Raw genomic sequence first — 17,943 nt, 5'->3', positions numbered from 1 at the left:
GCGGGGGCGGTGGGCACGGCGGTGGAGGCGGGCACGGCCACGGCCACGGAAAGAATTGACCCGGCTCACACGGCCGGCGTCCCGATGCCGGCTGCCGCCTGCCGGTCGCGCGCGATCAGCGCCACGAAGCGCTGCGCGCCCAGGCCCAGCGGCCGTTCGCGCGACCACACCACGTCCACCCACAGGTCCAGCCCGTTGCTGAGGTTCTCGAACGGGATCTCGACCAGCGCGCCCGCCGCCACGTGGGGCCGCGCGAAGTTGCGCGGCAGCCAGCCCCAGCCCAGCCCGGCGGTGATCAGGCTCAGCGCGGCCAGCGCGTTGTCGGTGCGCCAGACATGCCGCGCGAACACGAAGCGCGGGTCGCTGGTGGCCAGGTCGCGCCCCGCGACCACGATCTGGCGCGTGTTGGTCAGGTGCTCCTCGCGCAGGCGCCCGCCGGCCGCGGCGCGCAGCACGGGGTGCTCGGGCGCCATCACGGCCACCATGGTGTCGCTGCCGACCTCCTGGAAGCCCTCGCGGCCGTCGAGGCTGGGGCGCTCGAACACCAGCGCCAGCTGCGCCCGGCCGCTGTGCAGCAGCGCCAGCGCGTCGGCCTGCGGCGCGGCCAGCACCTCGACCTGCAGCAGCGGGTAGTCGTCGGCCAGCGCGGCCAGCGGCCCGCTCCAGGGCGCGGCCAGCAGCTCCGGCGCAATGGCCAGCGTGAGCCGGTCTTCCAGCCCCTGCGTGAGCGCCAGCGCTTGCACCTGCAATTGCCGCAGCTGCGCCGCGAGCAGCCGCGCCTGCGGCTCGAGCGAGCGCGCGGCCGACGTGGGCTGGGGCTCGCGGCCGCTGCGGTCGAACAGCGGCAGCGCCAGTTCGGCCTCCAGGTTGGCGATGGCCATGCTGACGGCCGACGGCACCTTGCGCAGCGCCCGCGCGGCGGCCGAGAACGAGCCGTGGTCGATCACGGCCAGGAAGACCTCGACGTTGTCGCTGGAGAAAGCCATGGCGCCCCGATCTATCAATAAAACTGAAATAAGTTAACTTTTTATATCAACTAAAAGCAAATAAAGTCCCTCCATCGCAGTCAAACACACAGAGAAACAGTCATGCAGGGCCTTCAGCGTCGGATCGTTTACATCTCCCTCTACGAGGGCATCGCCATCGTGGCGGCCAGCGCCGGCCTGGCCCTGATGTCGGACGCGGGGCTCGGCCACTCGGGCCTGCTGGCCGTGGGCGCCTCGGTCATCGCGGTGATCTGGAACCTGACCTTCAACGCCCTGTTCGAGCGCTGGGAGTCGCGCCAGGCGGTGCGCGGGCGCAGCCTGAAGCGCCGCATCGCCCACGCCATCGGCTTCGAGGGCGGCCTGATCGCCTTCCTGGTGCCGATGCTGGCCTGGGGCCTGGGCGTGTCGCTCTGGCAGGCGCTGGTGATGGACCTGGGCCTCGTGGTGTTCTTCCTGGTCTACACCTTCGTCTTCAACTGGGCCTTCGACCGCGTGTTCGGCCTGCCGGCCTCGGCCATGGGCGAAGCGCAGCCTGCGTAAGCCTGCGCTTACTTAGCCGATTCACTTCGCCGGCTTGGACGCGGCGGCCGAGCGCATCGCCAGGGCACCGCTCAGGCGCAGGCGCTCGTTTTCGTTGAAGAGCGTCTCGCGCAGCTGGGCCCGCTCGGCCTCGGGCGCGCTGGCGTAGCGGTCGAGCCGGGCATTCCATTCCTGGGTTTCCTGGTCGAGCGTGGCCAGGCCGCGCGCCACCTCGTAGCCGTAGGCCTCGCTGCGCGCGGCAAAGCGCTCCTGGGGGCTGGCGCCGCGCGCCTGCAGCGCCTCGGTCTGGCGCATCACGTCCAGATGGGCCACCGCCTCCTTGCGCACCTCGCGCTGCGCCGGCGACAGCCAGGCCTGCTCGCTTTGGGCCAGCGCCGCGGCGCGCTGCTCGGGCGTGAGGTCGGGGTTGGACAGCAGCTCCATCTTCTCGGCCATGAACCTGTCCTGCCGGATCTGGTCGCCGAACAGGCCTTCGATTTCCTCGGGCGCGAAGAACTGACGGCGCACCGCCTCGCGCGCCTCCAGGCTGCGCCGCAGAAAGGCCGGGTCGCCCGGCGCGGGCGGCTGCAGGGTGCGCAGGGCCTCCTGCATGTCGACGTAGCGCTCCAGCAGGCCCAGCGCGCGCACGCGCCAGTCCTCGCGCAGGCGCTGGGCGAGCAGGGCGGGTGCGCGGGCCATCAGCGTGGCCTTGCTGTCGGCCTGCGCTTCGGCGAGCACCTGGTCGAAGAGGGTGATGAGGTCGCTGGTGAGCAGGGCGTCGGGGGCCGCGGCGGTGGACTGCTCCGGACGAGGCGCGGTGGGCACCGCGACCGCCGCCGTGGTGCGGGGCGCGGCGGCCTGCGGCGCATCGACCGCCCCGGGGCCGAGCGCCAGCCAGCCGGTCCCCGCGGCCACCAGCGCGACCGCGCCGACGGTCAAGGCCACACCGCGCATGCGCAGCGTCCTCAGAGCCCCGCGCTCTTGAGTCGCGCGGCCTGTTCCCTGAACAGCTCCGGCGGCTTCTTCTCGTAGTACGGGAACTGGCTGCCGTAGGTGTTGCCGAAGGCCTGGTTCACCTCGTCCAGGTGGTTCTGGCGGTAGTCGCCCAGGTGGGTGCCCAGGCGCGTGGTGCAGACCGCGAGCAGGCCGTCGTTGGGCTCGCCGAAGAAGAACAGGCTGCCCAGCGTCGACAGCGCCGTGTCGCTCGGGTCGAACAGGTTGAAGCTGGTCGACACGCCCGACCACGAGTAGTAGCGCACGCCGTTGGCCACGGCCGCACCGCTCTTCACGTCGCACGACGAGCCCGGCGCGGGGCGCCCCTGCGGGAACTTGGCGTCGAAGGCCGCGCCGCCCGCCGTGGTCAGCGAGGCCAGCGCGTTCAGCGGCACCTCGGGCAGCTGGCTCGGGTCCTTGCCCGAGAGAAAGCCGATCAGCCCCGTCAGCAGGCCGACGGCCTTCACCACCAGGGTCTGGCCGATGCCGCCTTCGGGCAGCTTGGCCAGCAGGTCGGCCACCTTCGAGCCGCCGTTGGCGCCGCCCACCGACGTGACCGAGGCCACCATGTCGGGCGCCACCGCCGCCACGTAGCGCACCGTGGGCGAGCCCTGCGAATGGCCGATGAGGTTGAACTTGAGCGTGGGGTTCTGCTCCAGCGCGCGGATGGTCTTGAGCTCCTGCAGCAGCTGCTCGCCGCGGATCTCGGAGGTGTTGGTGCCCGACACCTGCGCCACGTACACCTTGGCGCCCGCCGCGGCCAGCCTGCCGGGGATGTCGTAGAAGTAGTCGACGCCCAGCAGGTTGTCGAAGCCCAGCAGGCCGTGGACCAGCACGATCGGGTACTTCGTCTTCGCCGTGTCGGAGGTGACGCGGGCCTCGACGCGCGTGGCGCTGTCGCCGGCGGCGGCACGCGCCGGTGGCGCATGAACCGCGAGGGCCGCGGCGGCCAGGAGGCAGCAGCTCAAGGCCACGGCGCGCATCGGGGTGGCTGCATGCTGCAACCGGACATTCCACTTCCTGGCCATCGGCGAACTCCCTTACGTTTGGTTAAAAACACGAACGTTCGTTCAGAAACGGTGGGCGCATTCTGTTGACACGTGCAGGAATGAAAACTGGGGTTTTCCCAGGGCGCAATCGAATCGACCTAAAATGCGCGACTTCCCAAGGAGCGTTGCAGCGGTTCGCCACAGAGGCGAATCGTCAGGCTTGGGGCGACAACGACGCTCGCCTGTCCGACTCTTCCGCAGGTGAGGCCATGTCCCAGATTCCCGCATCCGTTTCCGCTCCCGTCGCTCCCCCTCCCATGAAGCTGTCCGGCCTCGAGCCGGTCGCCATCGGCGAAGGCTCGCTGTTCGTCAACATCGGCGAGCGCACCAACGTCACCGGCTCCAAGGCCTTCGCGCGCATGATCCTGAACGGCCAGTTCGAGGACGCCCTGGCCGTCGCGCGCCAGCAGGTGGAGAACGGCGCGCAGGTGATCGACATCAACATGGACGAGGCCATGCTCGACAGCAAGGCCGCCATGGTGCGTTTCCTGAACCTCATCGCCAGCGAGCCCGACATCGCGCGCGTGCCGGTGATGGTCGACAGCTCCAAGTGGGAGGTCATCGAGGCCGGCCTGCGCTGCATCCAGGGCAAGGGCATCGTCAACTCGATCTCCATGAAGGAGGGCGTCGACAAGTTCAAGCACGAGGCCAAGCTGGTCAAGCGCTACGGCGCCGCCGCTGTGGTCATGGCCTTCGACGAGAAGGGCCAGGCCGACACCTACGCACGCAAGATCGAGATCTGCGAGCGCGCCTACCGCGTGCTGGTCGACGAGGTGGGCTTTCCGCCCGAAGACATCATCTTCGACCCGAACATCTTCGCCATCGCTACCGGCATCGAGGAGCACGACAACTACGCCGTCGACTTCATCAACGCCGTGCGCTGGATCAAGCAGAACCTGCCCGGCGCCAAGGTGTCGGGCGGCGTGAGCAACGTGAGCTTCAGCTTCCGCGGCAACGACCCGGTGCGCGAGGCCATCCACACCGTGTTCCTGTACCACGCGATCCAGGCGGGCATGGACATGGGCATCGTCAACGCCGGCATGGTCGGCGTGTACGACGACCTGGAACCCACGCTGCGCGAGCGCGTGGAAGACGTGGTGCTCAACCGCCGCTCCGACGCCGGGGAACGCCTGGTCGAAGTGGCCGAGACCGCCAAGAGCGGCGCCAAGGACGACAGCAAGAAGCTCGAATGGCGCGGCACGCCCGAGCACCCGGTGCACGTCAACCAGCGCCTGTCGCACGCGATGGTGCACGGCATCACCGACTTCATCGTCGAGGACACCGAAGAGGCCTACCAGCAGATCCTCGCCAAGGGCGGGCGTCCGCTGCACGTGATCGAAGGCCCGCTGATGGACGGCATGAACATCGTGGGCGACCTGTTCGGCCAGGGCAAGATGTTCCTGCCGCAGGTGGTGAAGTCGGCGCGCGTGATGAAGTCGGCCGTGGCCCACCTCATTCCGTACATCGAGGAAGAAAAGCGCCAGGACGAGGCCGCGGGCCGCGACGTGCGCACCAAGGGCAAGATCATCATCGCCACCGTGAAGGGCGACGTGCACGACATCGGCAAGAACATCGTCACCGTCGTGCTCCAGTGCAACAACTTCGAAGTGGTGAACATGGGCGTGATGGTCCCGTGCCACGAAATTCTGGCGAAGGCCAAGGTCGAGGGCGCGGACATCGTGGGCCTGTCGGGCCTCATCACGCCCAGCCTCGAAGAGATGCAGTACGTGGCCGGCGAGATGCAGAAGGACGACCACTTCCGCATCAAGAAGATCCCGCTGCTCATCGGCGGCGCCACCACCAGCCGCGTGCACACGGCCGTGAAGATAGCGCCGCACTACGAAGGCCCCGTGGTCTACGTGCCCGATGCCTCGCGCAGCGTGAGCGTGGCGCAGAGCCTGCTCTCCGACCAGGCCACCGCGTACATCGACGAGATCAACGCCGACTACGAGAAGGTGCGCACGCAGCACGCCAACAAGAAGCAGGTGCCGATGTGGCCGCTGGCCAAGGCGCGCGCCAACAAGACGCCCGTCGACTTCGCGAACTTCGTGCCCACGGTGCCCAAGTTCATCGGCCGGCGCGTGTTCAAGAACTTCGACCTCACCGAGCTGGCCAAGTACATCGACTGGGGCCCGTTCTTCCAGACCTGGGACCTGGCCGGCCCGTTCCCCGCCATCCTGAAGGACGAGATCGTCGGCACCGAGGCCGTGCGCGTGTACGCCGACGGCCAGCGCATGCTCAAGCGCCTCATCGAAGGGCGCTGGCTCAGCGCCAGCGGCGTGGTCGGCTTCTGGCCCGCCAACACCGTGAACGACGACGACATCGAGCTGTACACCGACGAGACGCGCAGCGAAGTCGCACTCACCTGGTACGGCATGCGCCAGCAGACCGAGAAGCAGATGATCGACGGCGTGATGCGCCCCAGCCGCTGCCTGGCCGACTTCGTCGCGCCCAAGGACAGCGGCGTGAAGGACTACGTCGGCGTGTTCGCCGTCACGGCCGGCCTGGGTGTCGAGAAGAAAGAGAAGTTCTTCATGGACGACCTCGACGACTACTCGGCCATCATGCTCAAGGCCCTGGCCGACCGGCTGGCCGAGGCCTTTGCCGAAGCCATGCACCACCGCGTGCGCACCGACCTGTGGGGCTACGCGCCCCACGAGGGCCTGAGCAACGACGACATGATTGCCGAGAAGTACCGCGGCATCCGCCCCGCGCCCGGCTACCCGGCCTGCCCCGACCACAGCGTGAAGGGCCCGATGTTCGACCTTCTGAACTGCGCGGACATTGGCATGACCCTGACGGAGAGCCTCGCTATGATGCCCGCCGCCAGCGTGAGCGGCTTCTACCTCGGGCACCCCGATGCGACGTACTTCAACGTCGGCAAGATCGGGCACGACCAGTTGCAGGACCAGGCCGCGCGGCGCCGCACGAGCGAAGCGGAGCTCGAGCGCCTGCTGGCGCCGAACCTTTGAACCTGCCGGCCGGTCGGCGCGACCGGAGTGACCGGCCACGGGAGTTGATATTCAGAAGCTGATCTTTGCCGCCGCGCACTACGCCCAGTTCGCGATCTTCGTGATTGCCTGCTGGGGTGCCGGCCGCGCGGTGCTCGCGCGCTTGCGCCCGCCCTCGCGCCGCGACGCCTGGCTCGAGGCGGCCATGTCGGCCGCGCTCGGCGTCGGCCTTTACATCTGTGCCTTCCAGGCGCTGGCCATCTTCGGGCTCTTCCGCCGCGAGGCCACGCTGGGCCTGATCGGCGCGGGTGTCGTGGCCGCCGCGTGGCAGTGGCGCGGCTGGCGCGCCGACATCCGCGCATTGCGCGCGGCCGCGCCCCCCACTGCGCCGTGGACCCGCTTCGAACGCATCGCCGCCATCGCGCTGGCGCTGGTCGCGCTGCCCGCGCTGGTGGCGCCGCTCGCGCCGCCGGCCGCCTTCGACGAGCTGATGTACCACCTGCCGTATGCACGCCTCGTGGCGCAGCAGGGCACGCTGGGCATCCACGACTGGCTGCGCTACCCCTGGTTCCCGTACAACTACAACCTGCTGTACGCCGCCGCGCTGCAGGTGGGCGACGACGTGCTGCCGCACTTCCTCAACGCCCTGGCGGGCGCGCTGTCGGTGCTGATGATCTTCCGCCTGGGCATCCTGCATGCCAACCGGCTCACCGCCTGCATCGGCGCGGCCATCTGGCTGGGCATGGGCGACTACGCCAACGCGCTGATCGACATGGGCGTGGCGCTGTTCGTGCTGACCGCCTGCGTGGCGCTGTGGTGGTGGCGCGAATCCGAGCCGCTGCGCGACGGCTCGCGCTGGCTCTGCCTGGCGGCGTTCTGCCTCGGCGTGGCGGCGGGCTCCAAGTACCAGGCGCTGATCTTCCTGCCGCTGGTGGCGGTGTTCGTGGTGCGCCACGAGCGTCGCGTGTGGCGGGCCTGGGCGCCCGCGCTGCTGTGCTTCCTGATCCCGTGCATCTACTGGTACGCACGCAACGCGATCATGACGGGCGACCCCTTCAATCCGATCGGCGCGCGCGTGTTCGGCTTCACCGAATGGGTGCCGGCCGACTACGTGCAGCAGGTGGCCGACGTGCGCGACCACGCCGAGATGCCCAACGCGCTGATCTGGTCGGTGTTCCTCGCGCCCTTCAGCGTGTGGTGGAAGCGCTCCGCCGCCGTGCGCGCGGCGGGCTGGTTCTGCCTGTACTCGGTGGCCGTGTGGGTCGTGACCTCGCGCTACCCGCGCTACCTCATGGCCTCGTTCCCGCTGCTCGCGATGACGGCGGCCGTGGGCTGGCAGGTGCTGTTCGGCTGGATCGCGGCGGGCGTGCGCCGCCTGCGCGCAGCGCCCGCGGCGGTCGCTGCAGACGGCCCGCGCAGTGGCGCCGGCATTGGCGACTGGGTCGTGGTGCTGCTGCTGGCCGTGCTGGCCGCCGTGTCGGTGGGCCAGACGGCCACCAAGGTGTCGATGATCTCGCTCACGCCCGAGGCGCGCGAGGCCTTCCTGCGCAAGCACGTGCCGGGCTACGGCGTGATGGACTACGTGCGCCGCAACGTGACCGGCCGCGTCTACCAGATCGCGCTGAACGAGGCGATCTACTACGGCCCCAACCCGATCTGGGGCGACACGCTGGGGCGCTGGCGCTACCGCGACTACCTGCTGATGCCGCCCGGCGACACGGCGCGCAAGCTGGCGGCCGAGGGCTTCACCACCGTCGTCATGTCGCCCGAGATGGTGAAAGTGCTCAGCGTGCGGCCCGGCTTCGACCAGTACTATGGCCTGCTGCACGACCAAGACGGCAGCCGCGCCTACCGACTCCTTCCGACGACCGCTCCATGACGACCGACCACCGACCCGCCCCCGTGTCCGCCATGCCGCGCATTGCCGCCGTCATTCCCTGCTTCAACGAGGCCCTGGCCATCACCCAGGTGATCGAGGGCTTTCGCGCGGCCCTGCCCGGCGCCGAGATCCACGTCTTCGACAACAACTCCACCGACGACACGGCCGCCGTGGCCCGCGCGGCCGGCGCGATCGTCACGCACGTGGCCGCACGCGGCAAGGGCAACGTGGTGCGGCGCATGTTCGCCGACGTCGAGGCCGACATCTACGTGATGGTTGACGGCGACGCCACCTACGACACCACCGCCGCGCCGCGCCTCATCGCGCGGCTGGTCGAGGGCAATCTCGACATGGTGGTCGGCAGCCGCGTGGACGACGGCCAGGACGCGCTCACCTACCGCGCCGGCCACCGCTTCGGCAACTGGCTGCTCACGGGCACCGTGGCGCAGCTCTTCGGCGGCGGCCTCACCGACATGCTCTCGGGCTACCGCGTGTTCTCGCGCCGCTACGCCAAGTCGTTCCCGGCCCTGTCGCAGGGCTTCGAGATCGAGACCGAGCTGACCGTGCACGCGCTCGAGCTGCGCATGCCCTACGCCGAGGAAGCGACCGCCTATAGCACGCGCCCCGAAGGCTCGCACAGCAAGCTGTCGACCTACCGCGACGGCTGGCGCATCCTGAAGACCATCGGCAAGCTGTTCGTCAGCGAGCGGCCGCTGCAGTTCTTCTCGATCGTCGCGGCCGTGCTCGCGATCGCTGCGCTCGCGCTGGCCCTGCCGCTGTTCATGACCTACGCCCACACCGGCCTGGTGCCGCGGCTGCCCACGGCGGTGCTCGCCACCGGCGCGATGCTGGCGGCGCTGCTGTCCTTCGTCTGCGGCGTGGTGATGCACACCGTCACGCTCGGCCGGCAGGAGGCCAAGCGGCTGCGCTACCTGGCGCAGCCCTGCGTGCGCGAGAGCTTGCGCAAGAGCCTGCGCGCGCACTGACGGCGGCGCGATGAAGATCGGGCGCGAGTTCCTCTCGTTCGCCGTGGCCGGCGTGATCGGCTTCGTGGTGGACGTGACGGTGCTCTACCTGCTGGCGCCGCTCCTGGGGTGGTACGGCGCGCGCGTCGTGTCGTTCCTGGCCGCCGCCACCACCACCTGGCTCTACAACCGCCGCTACACCTTCGCGGCGAGCGCGGCCGGCGCCGCCACGGGGCGTTCGGTCTGGCGCGAATACCTGGGCTACCTCACGACCATGCTGGCCGGCGCCGTGCTGAACTACGGCACCTACGTGCTCACGCTGCACTGGGTGGAAGGCCGCTGGGCCGCCGCGCTCGGCGTGGCGCTGGGCAGCATCGCGGGCCTGGGCGCCAACTTTCTCTCGGCGCGCTACCTGGTCTTCCGCTCGCACCGCAGCGGCGGCTGAGGCCGCCGCCGGGCGCGTTCAAGCGCGCTCAGTGCCCGCCCGACACCACCACCGGGATCTCGGTGGCCGGCGGCGTGTTGCGGCTGCGGCCGCAGCGCACGAGGCCGTCGATCATCACCATGCCCACGCCCGGGATGTCGCCCAGCTGCACGCTTTCGAGCAGGCCCGGCGCGGGCGAATGCTGCGCGCGGTCCATGAACACGAAGTCGGCATCGCGGCCCACTTCGATCAGCCCGCAGTTGAGCTTGCGGATCTTCGCCGTGTTGCCCGTGGCGAAGCAGAACACCAGCTCGGCCGGGATGTTCGCGATCGACGACAGCATCGCCACCATGCGCAGGATGCCCAGCGGCTGCACGCCCGAACCCGCGGGCCCGTCGGTGCCCAGGATCACGCGGTGCGGGCACTTCAGTTCGAGCGCGGCCTTCGCCGCCGCGATGGCGACCTTCTCGTTGCCGTTGTGCACGATCTCGATGGCGCGCGAGCTCTTCTCGCACAGCTCGCACACATGCGCCTCGGGCAGCGAGGTGTGGCCGCCGTTGATGTGGCCGATGATGTCGGCGTCGGCTTCGAGCACCACGTCCTTGTCGATCAGGCCCGAGCCGGGGATCGACGGGCCGCCCGTGTGGATCGTGCTCTGGATGCCGTACTTGCGCGCCCAGGCCACCATCTCCTTGGCCTCGTAGCCGGCCTTCACCGAGCCCAGGCCCACTTCGCCCAAGAGGCCCACGCCGGCCTCGGCGAGTTCCTTGAAGTCGCTCTCGACCATGCCCTTTTCGATGACCGGCGCACCGGCGAGCACCTTCACGCCGCCGGGGCGGAAGTTGTCGAAGGCGCGCTGCGCGGTGATGGCCAGCGCCTTCAGGCCGACGATGTCCTTCGGGCGGCCGGGCAGGTGCACCTCGCCGGCGGAAATCATGGTGGTCACGCCGCCGTGCATGGTGGAGTCGATCCAGCCGATCTGGCCCTGGCGCGGCGTCCAGTCGCCGAACACCGGGTGCACGTGGCTGTCGATGAGGCCGGGTGCGACGCAGGTCTTCTTCGCGTCGATGACGGTGACGGCGCCTTCGAGGTCGCAGTCTTTCTCCTTGCCGACCGCCACGATCAGGCCGTCGTTCACCACCAGGGTGTCGGCGTCGAGGATGGGCTTGTCGATGTCGCCCGAGAGCAGCAGCCCGATGTTCTTTATGACGACCTTGCCCGACTTTGCGCCGGCTGCGATTTCTGCCATTTCGTTGTGTCCTCGTCGTGGGGTGGGGAAGGGGTGCGGTTGTCCGATACCTCGTCCGCGCGCACGGTGCGCAGCAGGGTCTCGATCACGAAATCTTCCCAGTGCGCGACGGCTTCCGGCGACTCCAGCGGCTCGCCGAGGAAGGCCGTGAGCGTGTGCCGGTTCGAGGTGTAGAAATAGCCGGTGGACGCGATCAGCAGGTAGATGTCGCGCGCCACGAGGTCGGTGCGGAACAGGCCCTGGGCCGCGCCGCTGGCAAGGATTTCCGAAATGATGGCCACCGCCCGCGACGAGTACTCGCGCGCCCGCAGCGACTTCGAGATGTGCCGGCCCTTGTGCAGGTTCTCGGTGTTCAGCAGCGTGACGAACTCGGGGTTCTTGCGGTAGTAGCCGAGCACGAAGCGGATGACTTCGGTGAGCGCTTCCACGGGCCGCGAGGCATCGAGCGCAATGGCGGCTTCGGCATCGTCCATGCGCTGGTAGATGCCCTCGAGCACCGCGATGAACAGGCCCTCTTTGCTGCCGAAGTAGTAGTAGATCATCCGGTCGTACGACTTGGCGGCCTTGGAGATCTTCTCCACGCTGCCGCCGTCGTAGCCGTACTTGGCGAACACCTTGGTCGCCGCCTTGAGGATGCTGTCGCGCGTGGCCTGGGCCGCGGCCTCGCGCACGCCGGTGCGGCGCTGGGGCTTGGGCTTGCTGACGGAGCGGGAGTCGGCCATCGTGCGCGCAGCGCCTCTTCTATTGCTTACTTCTCGGCGAAGGCGCGTTCGACGACGAAGTCGCCCGGCGTCGAGGTGTTGCCTTCCTTGAAGCCGCGCTTTTCCAGGATGTGCTTCAGGTCGACCAGCAGGCCGGGGCTGCCGCACAGCATCACGCGGTCTTCCTCGACGTTCAGCGGGGGCAGGCCCAGGTCGTCGGTGAGCTTGTTGCTCTCGATCAGGTCGGTGACGCGGCCCTGGTTGCGGAACTCCTCGCGCGTGACCGTGGGGTAGTACAGCAGCTGCTTGGCGATCATCTCGCCCAGGATCTCGTGCTTGGGCAGGTGGTCGGTCACGAGGTCGTGGTACGCCAGCTCGTCGACCTGGCGCACGCCGTGCACCAGGATGACCTGCTCGAACTTCTCGTACGTGTCGGGGTCGCGGATGATGCTCATGAACGGCGCCAGGCCGGTGCCCGTGCCGAACAGGTACAGGCGCTTGGCCGGCAGCGTGTAGTCGATGAGCAGCGTGCCGGTGGGCTTGCGGCCCACGATCACGGTGTCGCCCACCTGGATGTGCTGCAGCTTCGAGGTGAGCGGGCCGTCTTCCACCTTGATGCTCAGGAACTCCAGGTGCTCCTCGTAGTTCGGACTCACGATGCTGTAGGCGCGCAGCAGGGGCTTGTTGTTGACCTTCAGGCCGATCATCGTGAAATGACCGTTCGAGAAGCGCAGCGCCGGGTCGCGCGTGGTGGTGAAGGTGAACAGGCGGTCGGTCCAGTGGTGGACGCTCAGGACGCGTTCTTCGCTGAATGCACTCATACAGAACTCAAGTGTTGGTTGAAGACAGAAAAGGGTGGCTGAGCCGAAATGCACGCCTTTGGGGCGTCCGCCATCGGCCGGCTAGCAACCCTCCATTGTCGTTGGTCGGAAAAACCCCGATGAACACCGCGAGAAAACACCATTGCAAGCATCGGGCCTGTTTGCTACATTGACCTTTGATGTAGTGAACGCAACATGAAAGTGTAGGGGATGCTACACAAACGAAAGCCGCCGCACAAGCACCTGCACGGCACGTTTGTTGCAAACCTCCGGAGTCTGAAGACCCGCTCCGACAGCACCACACCACGAGATCGCCCCGATGACTGAACACACCAAGACAGACGGATTGCCCGGCATCGACATGCCCCTGGTCGCGCAGGCCGGGGGCGCCGCCTTCGGCAAGGCGCCGCCGCGCAACGAGAAGATGAGCACCGCCAAGGTCGAGTGCAACGCCTGCCCGGTGCTGTGCCAGATCTCCGACGGCCGCACCGGCGCCTGCGACCGCTACGCCAACCGCCAGGGCGTGCTGGTGCGCGTCGACCCGGTGGTGCTGTTGCGCCGCACGCTTGCCAGCGAACAGCCGGCGCTCGTGCCCTTCGACCGGCCCGGCGCCGACGCGGCCGAGGCCCATGCTGCGCCCGACTGGAACGGCGACCTGCTGCACGCCGACGAGGTCTTCGTCACCGGCGTGGGCTCGTCCACCACCTACCCCGACTACAAGCCCGCGCCCTTCATCGTGGCTTCGAAAGCCCAGGGCGTCGACATGGTCACCGTCGTCACCGAAGGCATCTTCAGCTACTGCAGCTTCAAGGTGAAGATCGACACCGACCGCTTCCTGGGCGCCGAGCAGGCCAACGTGCGCTACAAGGGCGAGGTCGTGGGCCATGTCACCACGGCCGAGTACGGCTCGCAGATGCTGTCGCTGGGCGGCGTGCACCACCTCACGGGCGGCAGCAAGAAAGAGGGTCGCATGACGGCCGAGCTCATGCAGCTGCTGGGCAACAAGCAGGCGGTCGAATGCACCATCGACGGCGGCGCCAGCCTCGTCATCCAGGCCGGCAAGGCGCCCATCGTCAACGGCGTGGAAGAGCAGCGCATGCGCGTGGGCTGCGGCTCGGCCGCCGTGGGCATCTTCGCGCGCCAGTTCGCCGGCGTGGCCGACGAGGTGGTGGTGGTCGACGACCACATCACCGGCGTGCTCACCGAGCACCAGGCCGGCCGCTGCCTCGACATGACGCCCTCGGGCATCCAGATGCTGGGGCGCAAGTCGACGCCGGGGCGCTACTTTCAGGTCGCGAACCCCGGCAACGGCTGGGGCGGCACCGACATCGCCGACCCGCTGGCGATCATCGAGGGCTGGGAGGAGGGCGTGGCCCGCCCCGGCCTGCGCCTGCTCATGACCTCCACCACCGGCGAGCACGCGCAGTGGTACGTGCTCGACGAGGCCCTGAAGCCGATCGAGCAGCCCATGCCGCCCGAGGTGCGCCGCATCGTCGATCGCATCGGCGAGAACTGCGAGCCCTCGCTGTGCACCGTGCTGTTCCTCGGCGGCGCCGGCGGCAGCCTGCGCGCGGGCGTCACCGAGAACCCGGTGCTGCTCACGCGCGCCATCAAGCGCGCGCTGGTCAACGTCACCTGCGGCGGCGCGCCGGCCTATGTGTGGCCCGGCGGCGGCATCACCGTGATGGCCGACGTCATGCGCATGCCCGACAACAGCTTCGGCACCGTGCCCACGCCGGCCATCGTCGCGCCCATCGAATTCAGCATGCGGCGCGACGACTACGAGGCGCTCGGCGGGCACGTCGAACACATCTTCCCGCTCGAGCAGGCGCTCGCGCGCGGCGCGTGGCAGGAAGACGGCGCACCGCTGGCGCGCCAATGGCTCGTCATCGACGATGCCAATCCGTGGCCCCTGGGCCATGCCCCGATGCTGGGCTGACACCATGTCCGCCCAACGCACGGCGCTCGACGCGGGCCGCTGGCATTTCAACCACGGCCCGATCGACATCGTGGCCGAAGCGCACGGCGACCCGTACGCCGTCGCCGCCGCGCACGACGCGGCCTGGGCGCGCTTCGGTCATGTGCTCGACGAACTCGTGCGCGAGCTGCCGCAGCTGCGCCTGCCCGTGGCGGCACGCCAGCGCCCGCGCGGCGTCGTCGCGCGGCGCATGTGGGACGCCTGCGATGCCTTCTCACCGCTGTTCCTCACGCCGATGGCGGCCGTGGCCGGCAGCGTGGCGCAGGAACTCATCGCCTTCTACGACCGGCCCGGCATCGAGCGCGCGTGGATCAACAACGGCGGCGACATCGCACTGCACCTCGCGCCCGGCCACACGGCGCGCGTGGGCTTGTTCGCCGACCTCGCGCGCTTCGACTGGCGCGACAGCGGCATGCTGACCACCGACGGCCAGTTCGAGCTGCACGCCGACCAGCCGGTGCGCGGCGTCGCCACCAGCGGCTGGCGCGGGCGCAGTTTCTCGCTGGGCATCGCCGACAGCGTGACGGTGTTGGCCGCCACCGCGGCGCAGGCCGACGCCGCTGCCACCGTGATCGCCAACGCCGTCGACGTGGCCGACGCCGCCATCCAGCGCCTGCCCGCCAGCGCCTGCAAGGACGACAGCGACCTCGGCGACACCCTCGTCACCGTCGACGTGCCGCCGCTGGCGCCCGCGCAGGTGCACCATGCACTCGATGCGGGCGCGGCGTGCGCCCGCGCGCTGCAGAAAAGGGGGCTCGTGTGGGCCGTTCTGCTCGTTTGCCAGGGGCAGTGGCGGCGGGTGGAACCCTTATGCTCGAAGTCGCTGGACATCGCGCTGCCCGAAGCAGTTGGTTCAGTATTTGCTTAACGAAAAGCAAGGTTCTTTTTCATGATCGAAATCCGTCGCGTCTTCACCCATGTCGAGCACATCCACCACGAGTTCGGCCCGCGTGCCGAAACGCCGCTGGTGCGCGGTGCCATCGGCGCGGTGCTGACCAATCCTTTCGCGGGCCGCTACGAGCCCGACATCCTGCCGATGATGGCGCTGCTCGACCCCGTGGGCGTCGACATGGCGCACCAGCTGCACGCCGCCATGGACGTGCCGCTCGAGCAGATCGCCACCTACGGCAAGGGCGCCATCGTCGGCGCCGACGGCGAGCTGGAGCACGGCGCGCTGTGGCACGTGCCCGGCGGCTACGCGATGCGCGAGCTGCTCGGCTGGAAGGGCAGCCGCGCCGCCTACACCGCGGGCAAGGCCGAAGAGAAAACCGGCCAGCCCGGCAACGCGCTGTCGATCGTGCCCTCGACCAAGAAGGTCGGCCCCCCCGGCGCCGCGCTCGACGTGCCGCTCACCAACATCAACGCCAGCTACGTGCGCGGCCAGTTCGACGCCATCGAGGTGCGCGTGCCCGGCGCGCCGATGGCCGACGAGATCGTCTTCATCCTCGCGATGAGCACCGGCTACCGTGTGCATGCGCGCGTCGGCGGCCTGCTCGCCAAGGACATCAGCAAGTGGGACGGCCTGCGCTGACCGCACAAGACAAGAGACAAGACAAGGAACATACAGACATGACCGCCAACATCCGCAAGCTCGTCATCCAGGTCGATGAAACCCGCAAGGAAATGGGCCAGGACGTGACGCCGCCCACGCGCCGCGCCGTCGCCATCGCCGTGATCGAGAACCCCTACGCCGGCCGCTACAGCGAGAACCTCGACGAACTCATCGCCATCGGCGAAGAGCTCGGCGCGCTGCTGGGCCAGAAGGCCGTGAAGGCGCTGGGCATCGAACCCGGCCAGGCGCAGAGCTACGGCAAGGCCGCCATCGTCGGCGAGCGCGGCGAGCTGGAGCATGCCGCCGCCATCCTGCATCCCAAGCTGGGCGCGCCGCTGCGCGTGGCGGTCGAGAAGGGCGCGGCGCTCGTGCCCTCGGCCAAGAAGCAGGGCACGCTGGGCACCGCCATCGACGTGCCGCTGGGCCACAAGGACGCCGCCTTCGTGCGCAGCCACTTCGACGCCGTCGAGGCCCGCGTGAGCGACGCGCCGCGCGCCAACGAGATCGTCGTGGCCGTGGCCGTCACCGACAGCGGCCGACCGCTGCCGCGCATCGGCGGCCTGCAGGTCAGTGAAATCAAGGGCGAAGACGGTCTTCGCTGACCTGTCATTGCATCGTCACCCGCATCGTGTTTTCTGTTCGAACTTCTAGGAGCTTCCCGATGAATCCATTGCGCCTTGCCTTCTGCGCCGCTTCCGTCGTCACGCTGGCCACCGCCCTCGTCCCCGCGCATGCGCAGGGCGTGATCAAGATCGGCGAAATCAACAGCTACAAGGCGCAGCCCGCCTTCCTCGAGCCCTACAAGAAGGGCATGGAACTGGCGGTCGACGAGATCAACGCCAAGGGCGGCGTCAACGGCAAGAAGCTGGAGCTCATCAGCCGCGACGACAACGCCAACCCCGGCGACGCCGTGCGCGTGGCCGAAGAACTCATCTCGCGCGAGAAGGTCGACGTGCTGGCCGGCGCCTTCCTGTCGAACACCGGCCTGGCGCTGACCGACTTCGCCAAGCAGAAAAAATTCTTCTACCTCGCCGCCGAGCCGCTCACCGACAAGATCGTCTGGAGCAACGGCAACAAGTACACCTACCGCCTGCGCCCCTCGACCTACATGCAGGTCGCGATGCTGGTGCCCGAGGCCGCCAAGCTCAAGAAGAAGCGCTGGGCCATCGTGTACCCCAACTACGAATACGGCCAGTCGTCGGTCGCCACCTTCAAGACCTTGCTCAAGGCGATCCAGCCCGACGTCGAGTTCGTCGCCGAGCAGGCGCCGCCGCTGGGCAAGGTCGATGCGGGCAGCGTCGTGCAGGCCCTGGCCGACGCCAAGCCCGACGCCATCTTCAACGTGCTGTTCGGCGCCGACCTGTCCAAGTTCGTGCGCGAAGGCAACACGCGCGGCCTGTTCAAGGACCGCGAGGTCGTGAGCGTTCTGACCGGCGAGCCCGAGTACCTCGACCCGCTGAAGGACGAGGCGCCCAACGGCTGGGTCGTCACCGGTTATCCCTGGTACGGCGTGAAGACCGCCGAGCACAAGGCCTTCAACGACGCCTACCAGGCCAAGTTCAAGGACTACCCGCGCCTGGGCTCGGTGGTGGGCTACAGCGCCATCTACTCGATCGCGGCCGGTGTGAAGAAGGCCGGCAGCACCGACACCGAGAAGCTGGTCGCGGCCTTCAAGGGCCTGCAGGTCGACACGCCCTTCGGCAAGATCAGCTACCGCGCGCAGGACAACCAGTCCACCATGGGCGCGTACGTCGGCAAGACCAAGAACGACGGCGGCAAGGGCGTGATGGTCGACTACGTGTACCTCGACGGTGCCAAGTTCCAGCCCACCGACGAAGAAGTGAAAAAGATGCGCCCTGCGGACTGACCGCACGGC

The 17,943-nt window shown here is 68.7% G+C and carries 16 protein-coding genes and 1 riboswitch; of the genes, 10 read left to right on the top strand and 6 right to left on the bottom strand.

The window, feature by feature from the left end; all coding sequences use genetic code 11:
- Positions 1-65: 65 nt before the first annotated feature.
- Complete coding sequence (locus AC3WQR_RS13040; RefSeq protein WP_062474000.1) at positions 66-986, bottom strand: LysR family transcriptional regulator; 921 nt, start codon at positions 984-986, stop codon at positions 66-68.
- A gap of 102 nt (positions 987-1,088) precedes the next feature.
- Here AC3WQR_RS13040 and AC3WQR_RS13035 point away from each other — a divergent pair, with 102 nt between their 5' ends.
- Entirely contained in the window at positions 1,089-1,526 is a 438-nt protein-coding gene (locus AC3WQR_RS13035; RefSeq protein WP_062473998.1) for a PACE efflux transporter, read from the top strand.
- Positions 1,527-1,547: 21 nt separating this feature from the next.
- Here AC3WQR_RS13035 and AC3WQR_RS13030 read toward each other — a convergent pair whose 3' ends face one another.
- Together AC3WQR_RS13030 and AC3WQR_RS13025 are read right to left on the bottom strand one after the other, a co-directional pair.
- Complete coding sequence (locus AC3WQR_RS13030; RefSeq protein WP_492742307.1) at positions 1,548-2,459, bottom strand: lipase secretion chaperone; 912 nt, start codon at positions 2,457-2,459, stop codon at positions 1,548-1,550.
- An 11-nt stretch (positions 2,460-2,470) separates the two neighbouring features.
- Positions 2,471-3,526: an esterase/lipase family protein gene (locus AC3WQR_RS13025; RefSeq protein ID WP_492742306.1), complete on the bottom strand. Its 1,056-nt coding sequence runs from the start codon at positions 3,524-3,526 to the stop codon at positions 2,471-2,473.
- 132 nt (positions 3,527-3,658) lie between these two features.
- Positions 3,659-3,734, top strand: a riboswitch (S-adenosyl-L-homocysteine riboswitch).
- Positions 3,735-3,756: 22 nt separating this feature from the next.
- On the opposite strand from AC3WQR_RS13025, the gene metH reads away from it, so the two are divergent.
- The 4 genes from metH (at position 3,757) to AC3WQR_RS13005 (ending at position 9,787) form a co-directional block, all read left to right on the top strand.
- Positions 3,757-6,519, top strand: a complete 2,763-nt coding sequence (gene metH, locus AC3WQR_RS13020) for a methionine synthase (RefSeq protein WP_492742305.1) — start codon at positions 3,757-3,759, stop codon at positions 6,517-6,519.
- A gap of 100 nt (positions 6,520-6,619) precedes the next feature.
- Positions 6,620-8,377, top strand: a complete 1,758-nt coding sequence (locus AC3WQR_RS13015; protein WP_492742304.1) for an ArnT family glycosyltransferase — start codon at positions 6,620-6,622, stop codon at positions 8,375-8,377.
- Complete coding sequence (locus AC3WQR_RS13010) at positions 8,374-9,363, top strand: glycosyltransferase family 2 protein (RefSeq protein WP_062473993.1); 990 nt, start codon at positions 8,374-8,376, stop codon at positions 9,361-9,363. The genes AC3WQR_RS13015 and AC3WQR_RS13010 overlap by 4 nt, the downstream gene beginning before the upstream one ends.
- 10 nt (positions 9,364-9,373) lie before the next feature.
- Positions 9,374-9,787, top strand: coding sequence for a GtrA family protein (locus AC3WQR_RS13005; RefSeq protein ID WP_070063556.1), 414 nt, complete (start codon positions 9,374-9,376; stop codon positions 9,785-9,787).
- A gap of 28 nt (positions 9,788-9,815) precedes the next feature.
- On the opposite strand, the gene AC3WQR_RS13000 is transcribed toward AC3WQR_RS13005, so the two are convergent.
- The 3 genes from AC3WQR_RS13000 to AC3WQR_RS12990 are packed head-to-tail and all read right to left on the bottom strand — an operon-like array spanning position 9,816 to position 12,537.
- Positions 9,816-11,015 carry an amidohydrolase family protein gene (locus tag AC3WQR_RS13000; protein ID WP_492742303.1) on the bottom strand — a complete coding sequence of 400 codons (1,200 nt, stop codon included), beginning with the start codon at positions 11,013-11,015 and terminating at the stop codon, positions 9,816-9,818.
- Entirely contained in the window at positions 10,970-11,737 is a 768-nt protein-coding gene (locus AC3WQR_RS12995) for a TetR/AcrR family transcriptional regulator (protein ID WP_070063554.1), read from the bottom strand. Before AC3WQR_RS12995 ends, AC3WQR_RS13000 begins: the two co-directional genes overlap by 46 nt.
- A 26-nt stretch (positions 11,738-11,763) precedes the next feature.
- Positions 11,764-12,537, bottom strand: a complete 774-nt coding sequence (locus AC3WQR_RS12990; protein ID WP_062473986.1) for a ferredoxin--NADP reductase — start codon at positions 12,535-12,537, stop codon at positions 11,764-11,766.
- 319 nt (positions 12,538-12,856) lie between these two features.
- Here AC3WQR_RS12990 and AC3WQR_RS12985 point away from each other — a divergent pair, with 319 nt between their 5' ends.
- From AC3WQR_RS12985 to AC3WQR_RS12965, 5 genes are read left to right on the top strand one after another with little or no spacing between them, the layout of a single operon-like run.
- Positions 12,857-14,476 carry a hypothetical protein gene (locus AC3WQR_RS12985; RefSeq protein ID WP_062473984.1) on the top strand — a complete coding sequence of 540 codons (1,620 nt, stop codon included), beginning with the start codon at positions 12,857-12,859 and terminating at the stop codon, positions 14,474-14,476.
- Positions 14,477-14,480: 4 nt separating this feature from the next.
- Positions 14,481-15,383, top strand: coding sequence for a UPF0280 family protein (locus tag AC3WQR_RS12980; protein ID WP_492682363.1), 903 nt, complete (start codon positions 14,481-14,483; stop codon positions 15,381-15,383).
- 21 nt (positions 15,384-15,404) lie between these two features.
- Entirely contained in the window at positions 15,405-16,046 is a 642-nt protein-coding gene (locus AC3WQR_RS12975; protein ID WP_095743158.1) for an amino acid synthesis family protein, read from the top strand.
- A gap of 38 nt (positions 16,047-16,084) precedes the next feature.
- Positions 16,085-16,669, top strand: coding sequence for an amino acid synthesis family protein (locus AC3WQR_RS12970; RefSeq protein WP_130426486.1), 585 nt, complete (start codon positions 16,085-16,087; stop codon positions 16,667-16,669).
- A 59-nt stretch (positions 16,670-16,728) separates the two neighbouring features.
- Complete coding sequence (locus tag AC3WQR_RS12965; protein ID WP_492742302.1) at positions 16,729-17,934, top strand: ABC transporter substrate-binding protein; 1,206 nt, start codon at positions 16,729-16,731, stop codon at positions 17,932-17,934.
- The last annotated feature ends 9 nt before the right edge of the window (positions 17,935-17,943 follow it).

The sequence above is a fragment of the Variovorax sp. FW305-3-2-15-B-LB1 genome (assembly GCF_058787635.1).
Note: the sequence above shows the minus strand (reverse complement) of the source record. Positions and strands in the feature narration are given on the sequence as shown.

Bases quoted from the DNA above. Each gene is read 5' to 3' on its own strand.
- AC3WQR_RS13040 (WP_062474000.1), bottom strand. From the start codon at position 986: ATGGCTTTCTCCAGCGACAACGTCGAGGTCTTCCTGGCCGTGATCGAC.
- AC3WQR_RS13035 (WP_062473998.1), top strand. From the start codon at position 1,089: ATGCAGGGCCTTCAGCGTCGGATCGTTTACATCTCCCTCTACGAGGGC.
- AC3WQR_RS13030 (WP_492742307.1), bottom strand. From the start codon at position 2,459: ATGCGCGGTGTGGCCTTGACCGTCGGCGCGGTCGCGCTGGTGGCCGCG.
- AC3WQR_RS13025 (WP_492742306.1), bottom strand. From the start codon at position 3,526: ATGGCCAGGAAGTGGAATGTCCGGTTGCAGCATGCAGCCACCCCGATG.
- metH (WP_492742305.1), top strand. From the start codon at position 3,757: ATGTCCCAGATTCCCGCATCCGTTTCCGCTCCCGTCGCTCCCCCTCCC.
- AC3WQR_RS13010 (WP_062473993.1), top strand. From the start codon at position 8,374: ATGACGACCGACCACCGACCCGCCCCCGTGTCCGCCATGCCGCGCATT.
- AC3WQR_RS13005 (WP_070063556.1), top strand. From the start codon at position 9,374: ATGAAGATCGGGCGCGAGTTCCTCTCGTTCGCCGTGGCCGGCGTGATC.
- AC3WQR_RS13000 (WP_492742303.1), bottom strand. From the start codon at position 11,015: ATGGCAGAAATCGCAGCCGGCGCAAAGTCGGGCAAGGTCGTCATAAAG.
- AC3WQR_RS12995 (WP_070063554.1), bottom strand. From the start codon at position 11,737: ATGGCCGACTCCCGCTCCGTCAGCAAGCCCAAGCCCCAGCGCCGCACC.
- AC3WQR_RS12990 (WP_062473986.1), bottom strand. From the start codon at position 12,537: ATGAGTGCATTCAGCGAAGAACGCGTCCTGAGCGTCCACCACTGGACC.
- AC3WQR_RS12985 (WP_062473984.1), top strand. From the start codon at position 12,857: ATGACTGAACACACCAAGACAGACGGATTGCCCGGCATCGACATGCCC.
- AC3WQR_RS12980 (WP_492682363.1), top strand. From the start codon at position 14,481: ATGTCCGCCCAACGCACGGCGCTCGACGCGGGCCGCTGGCATTTCAAC.
- AC3WQR_RS12975 (WP_095743158.1), top strand. From the start codon at position 15,405: ATGATCGAAATCCGTCGCGTCTTCACCCATGTCGAGCACATCCACCAC.
- AC3WQR_RS12970 (WP_130426486.1), top strand. From the start codon at position 16,085: ATGACCGCCAACATCCGCAAGCTCGTCATCCAGGTCGATGAAACCCGC.
- AC3WQR_RS12965 (WP_492742302.1), top strand. From the start codon at position 16,729: ATGAATCCATTGCGCCTTGCCTTCTGCGCCGCTTCCGTCGTCACGCTG.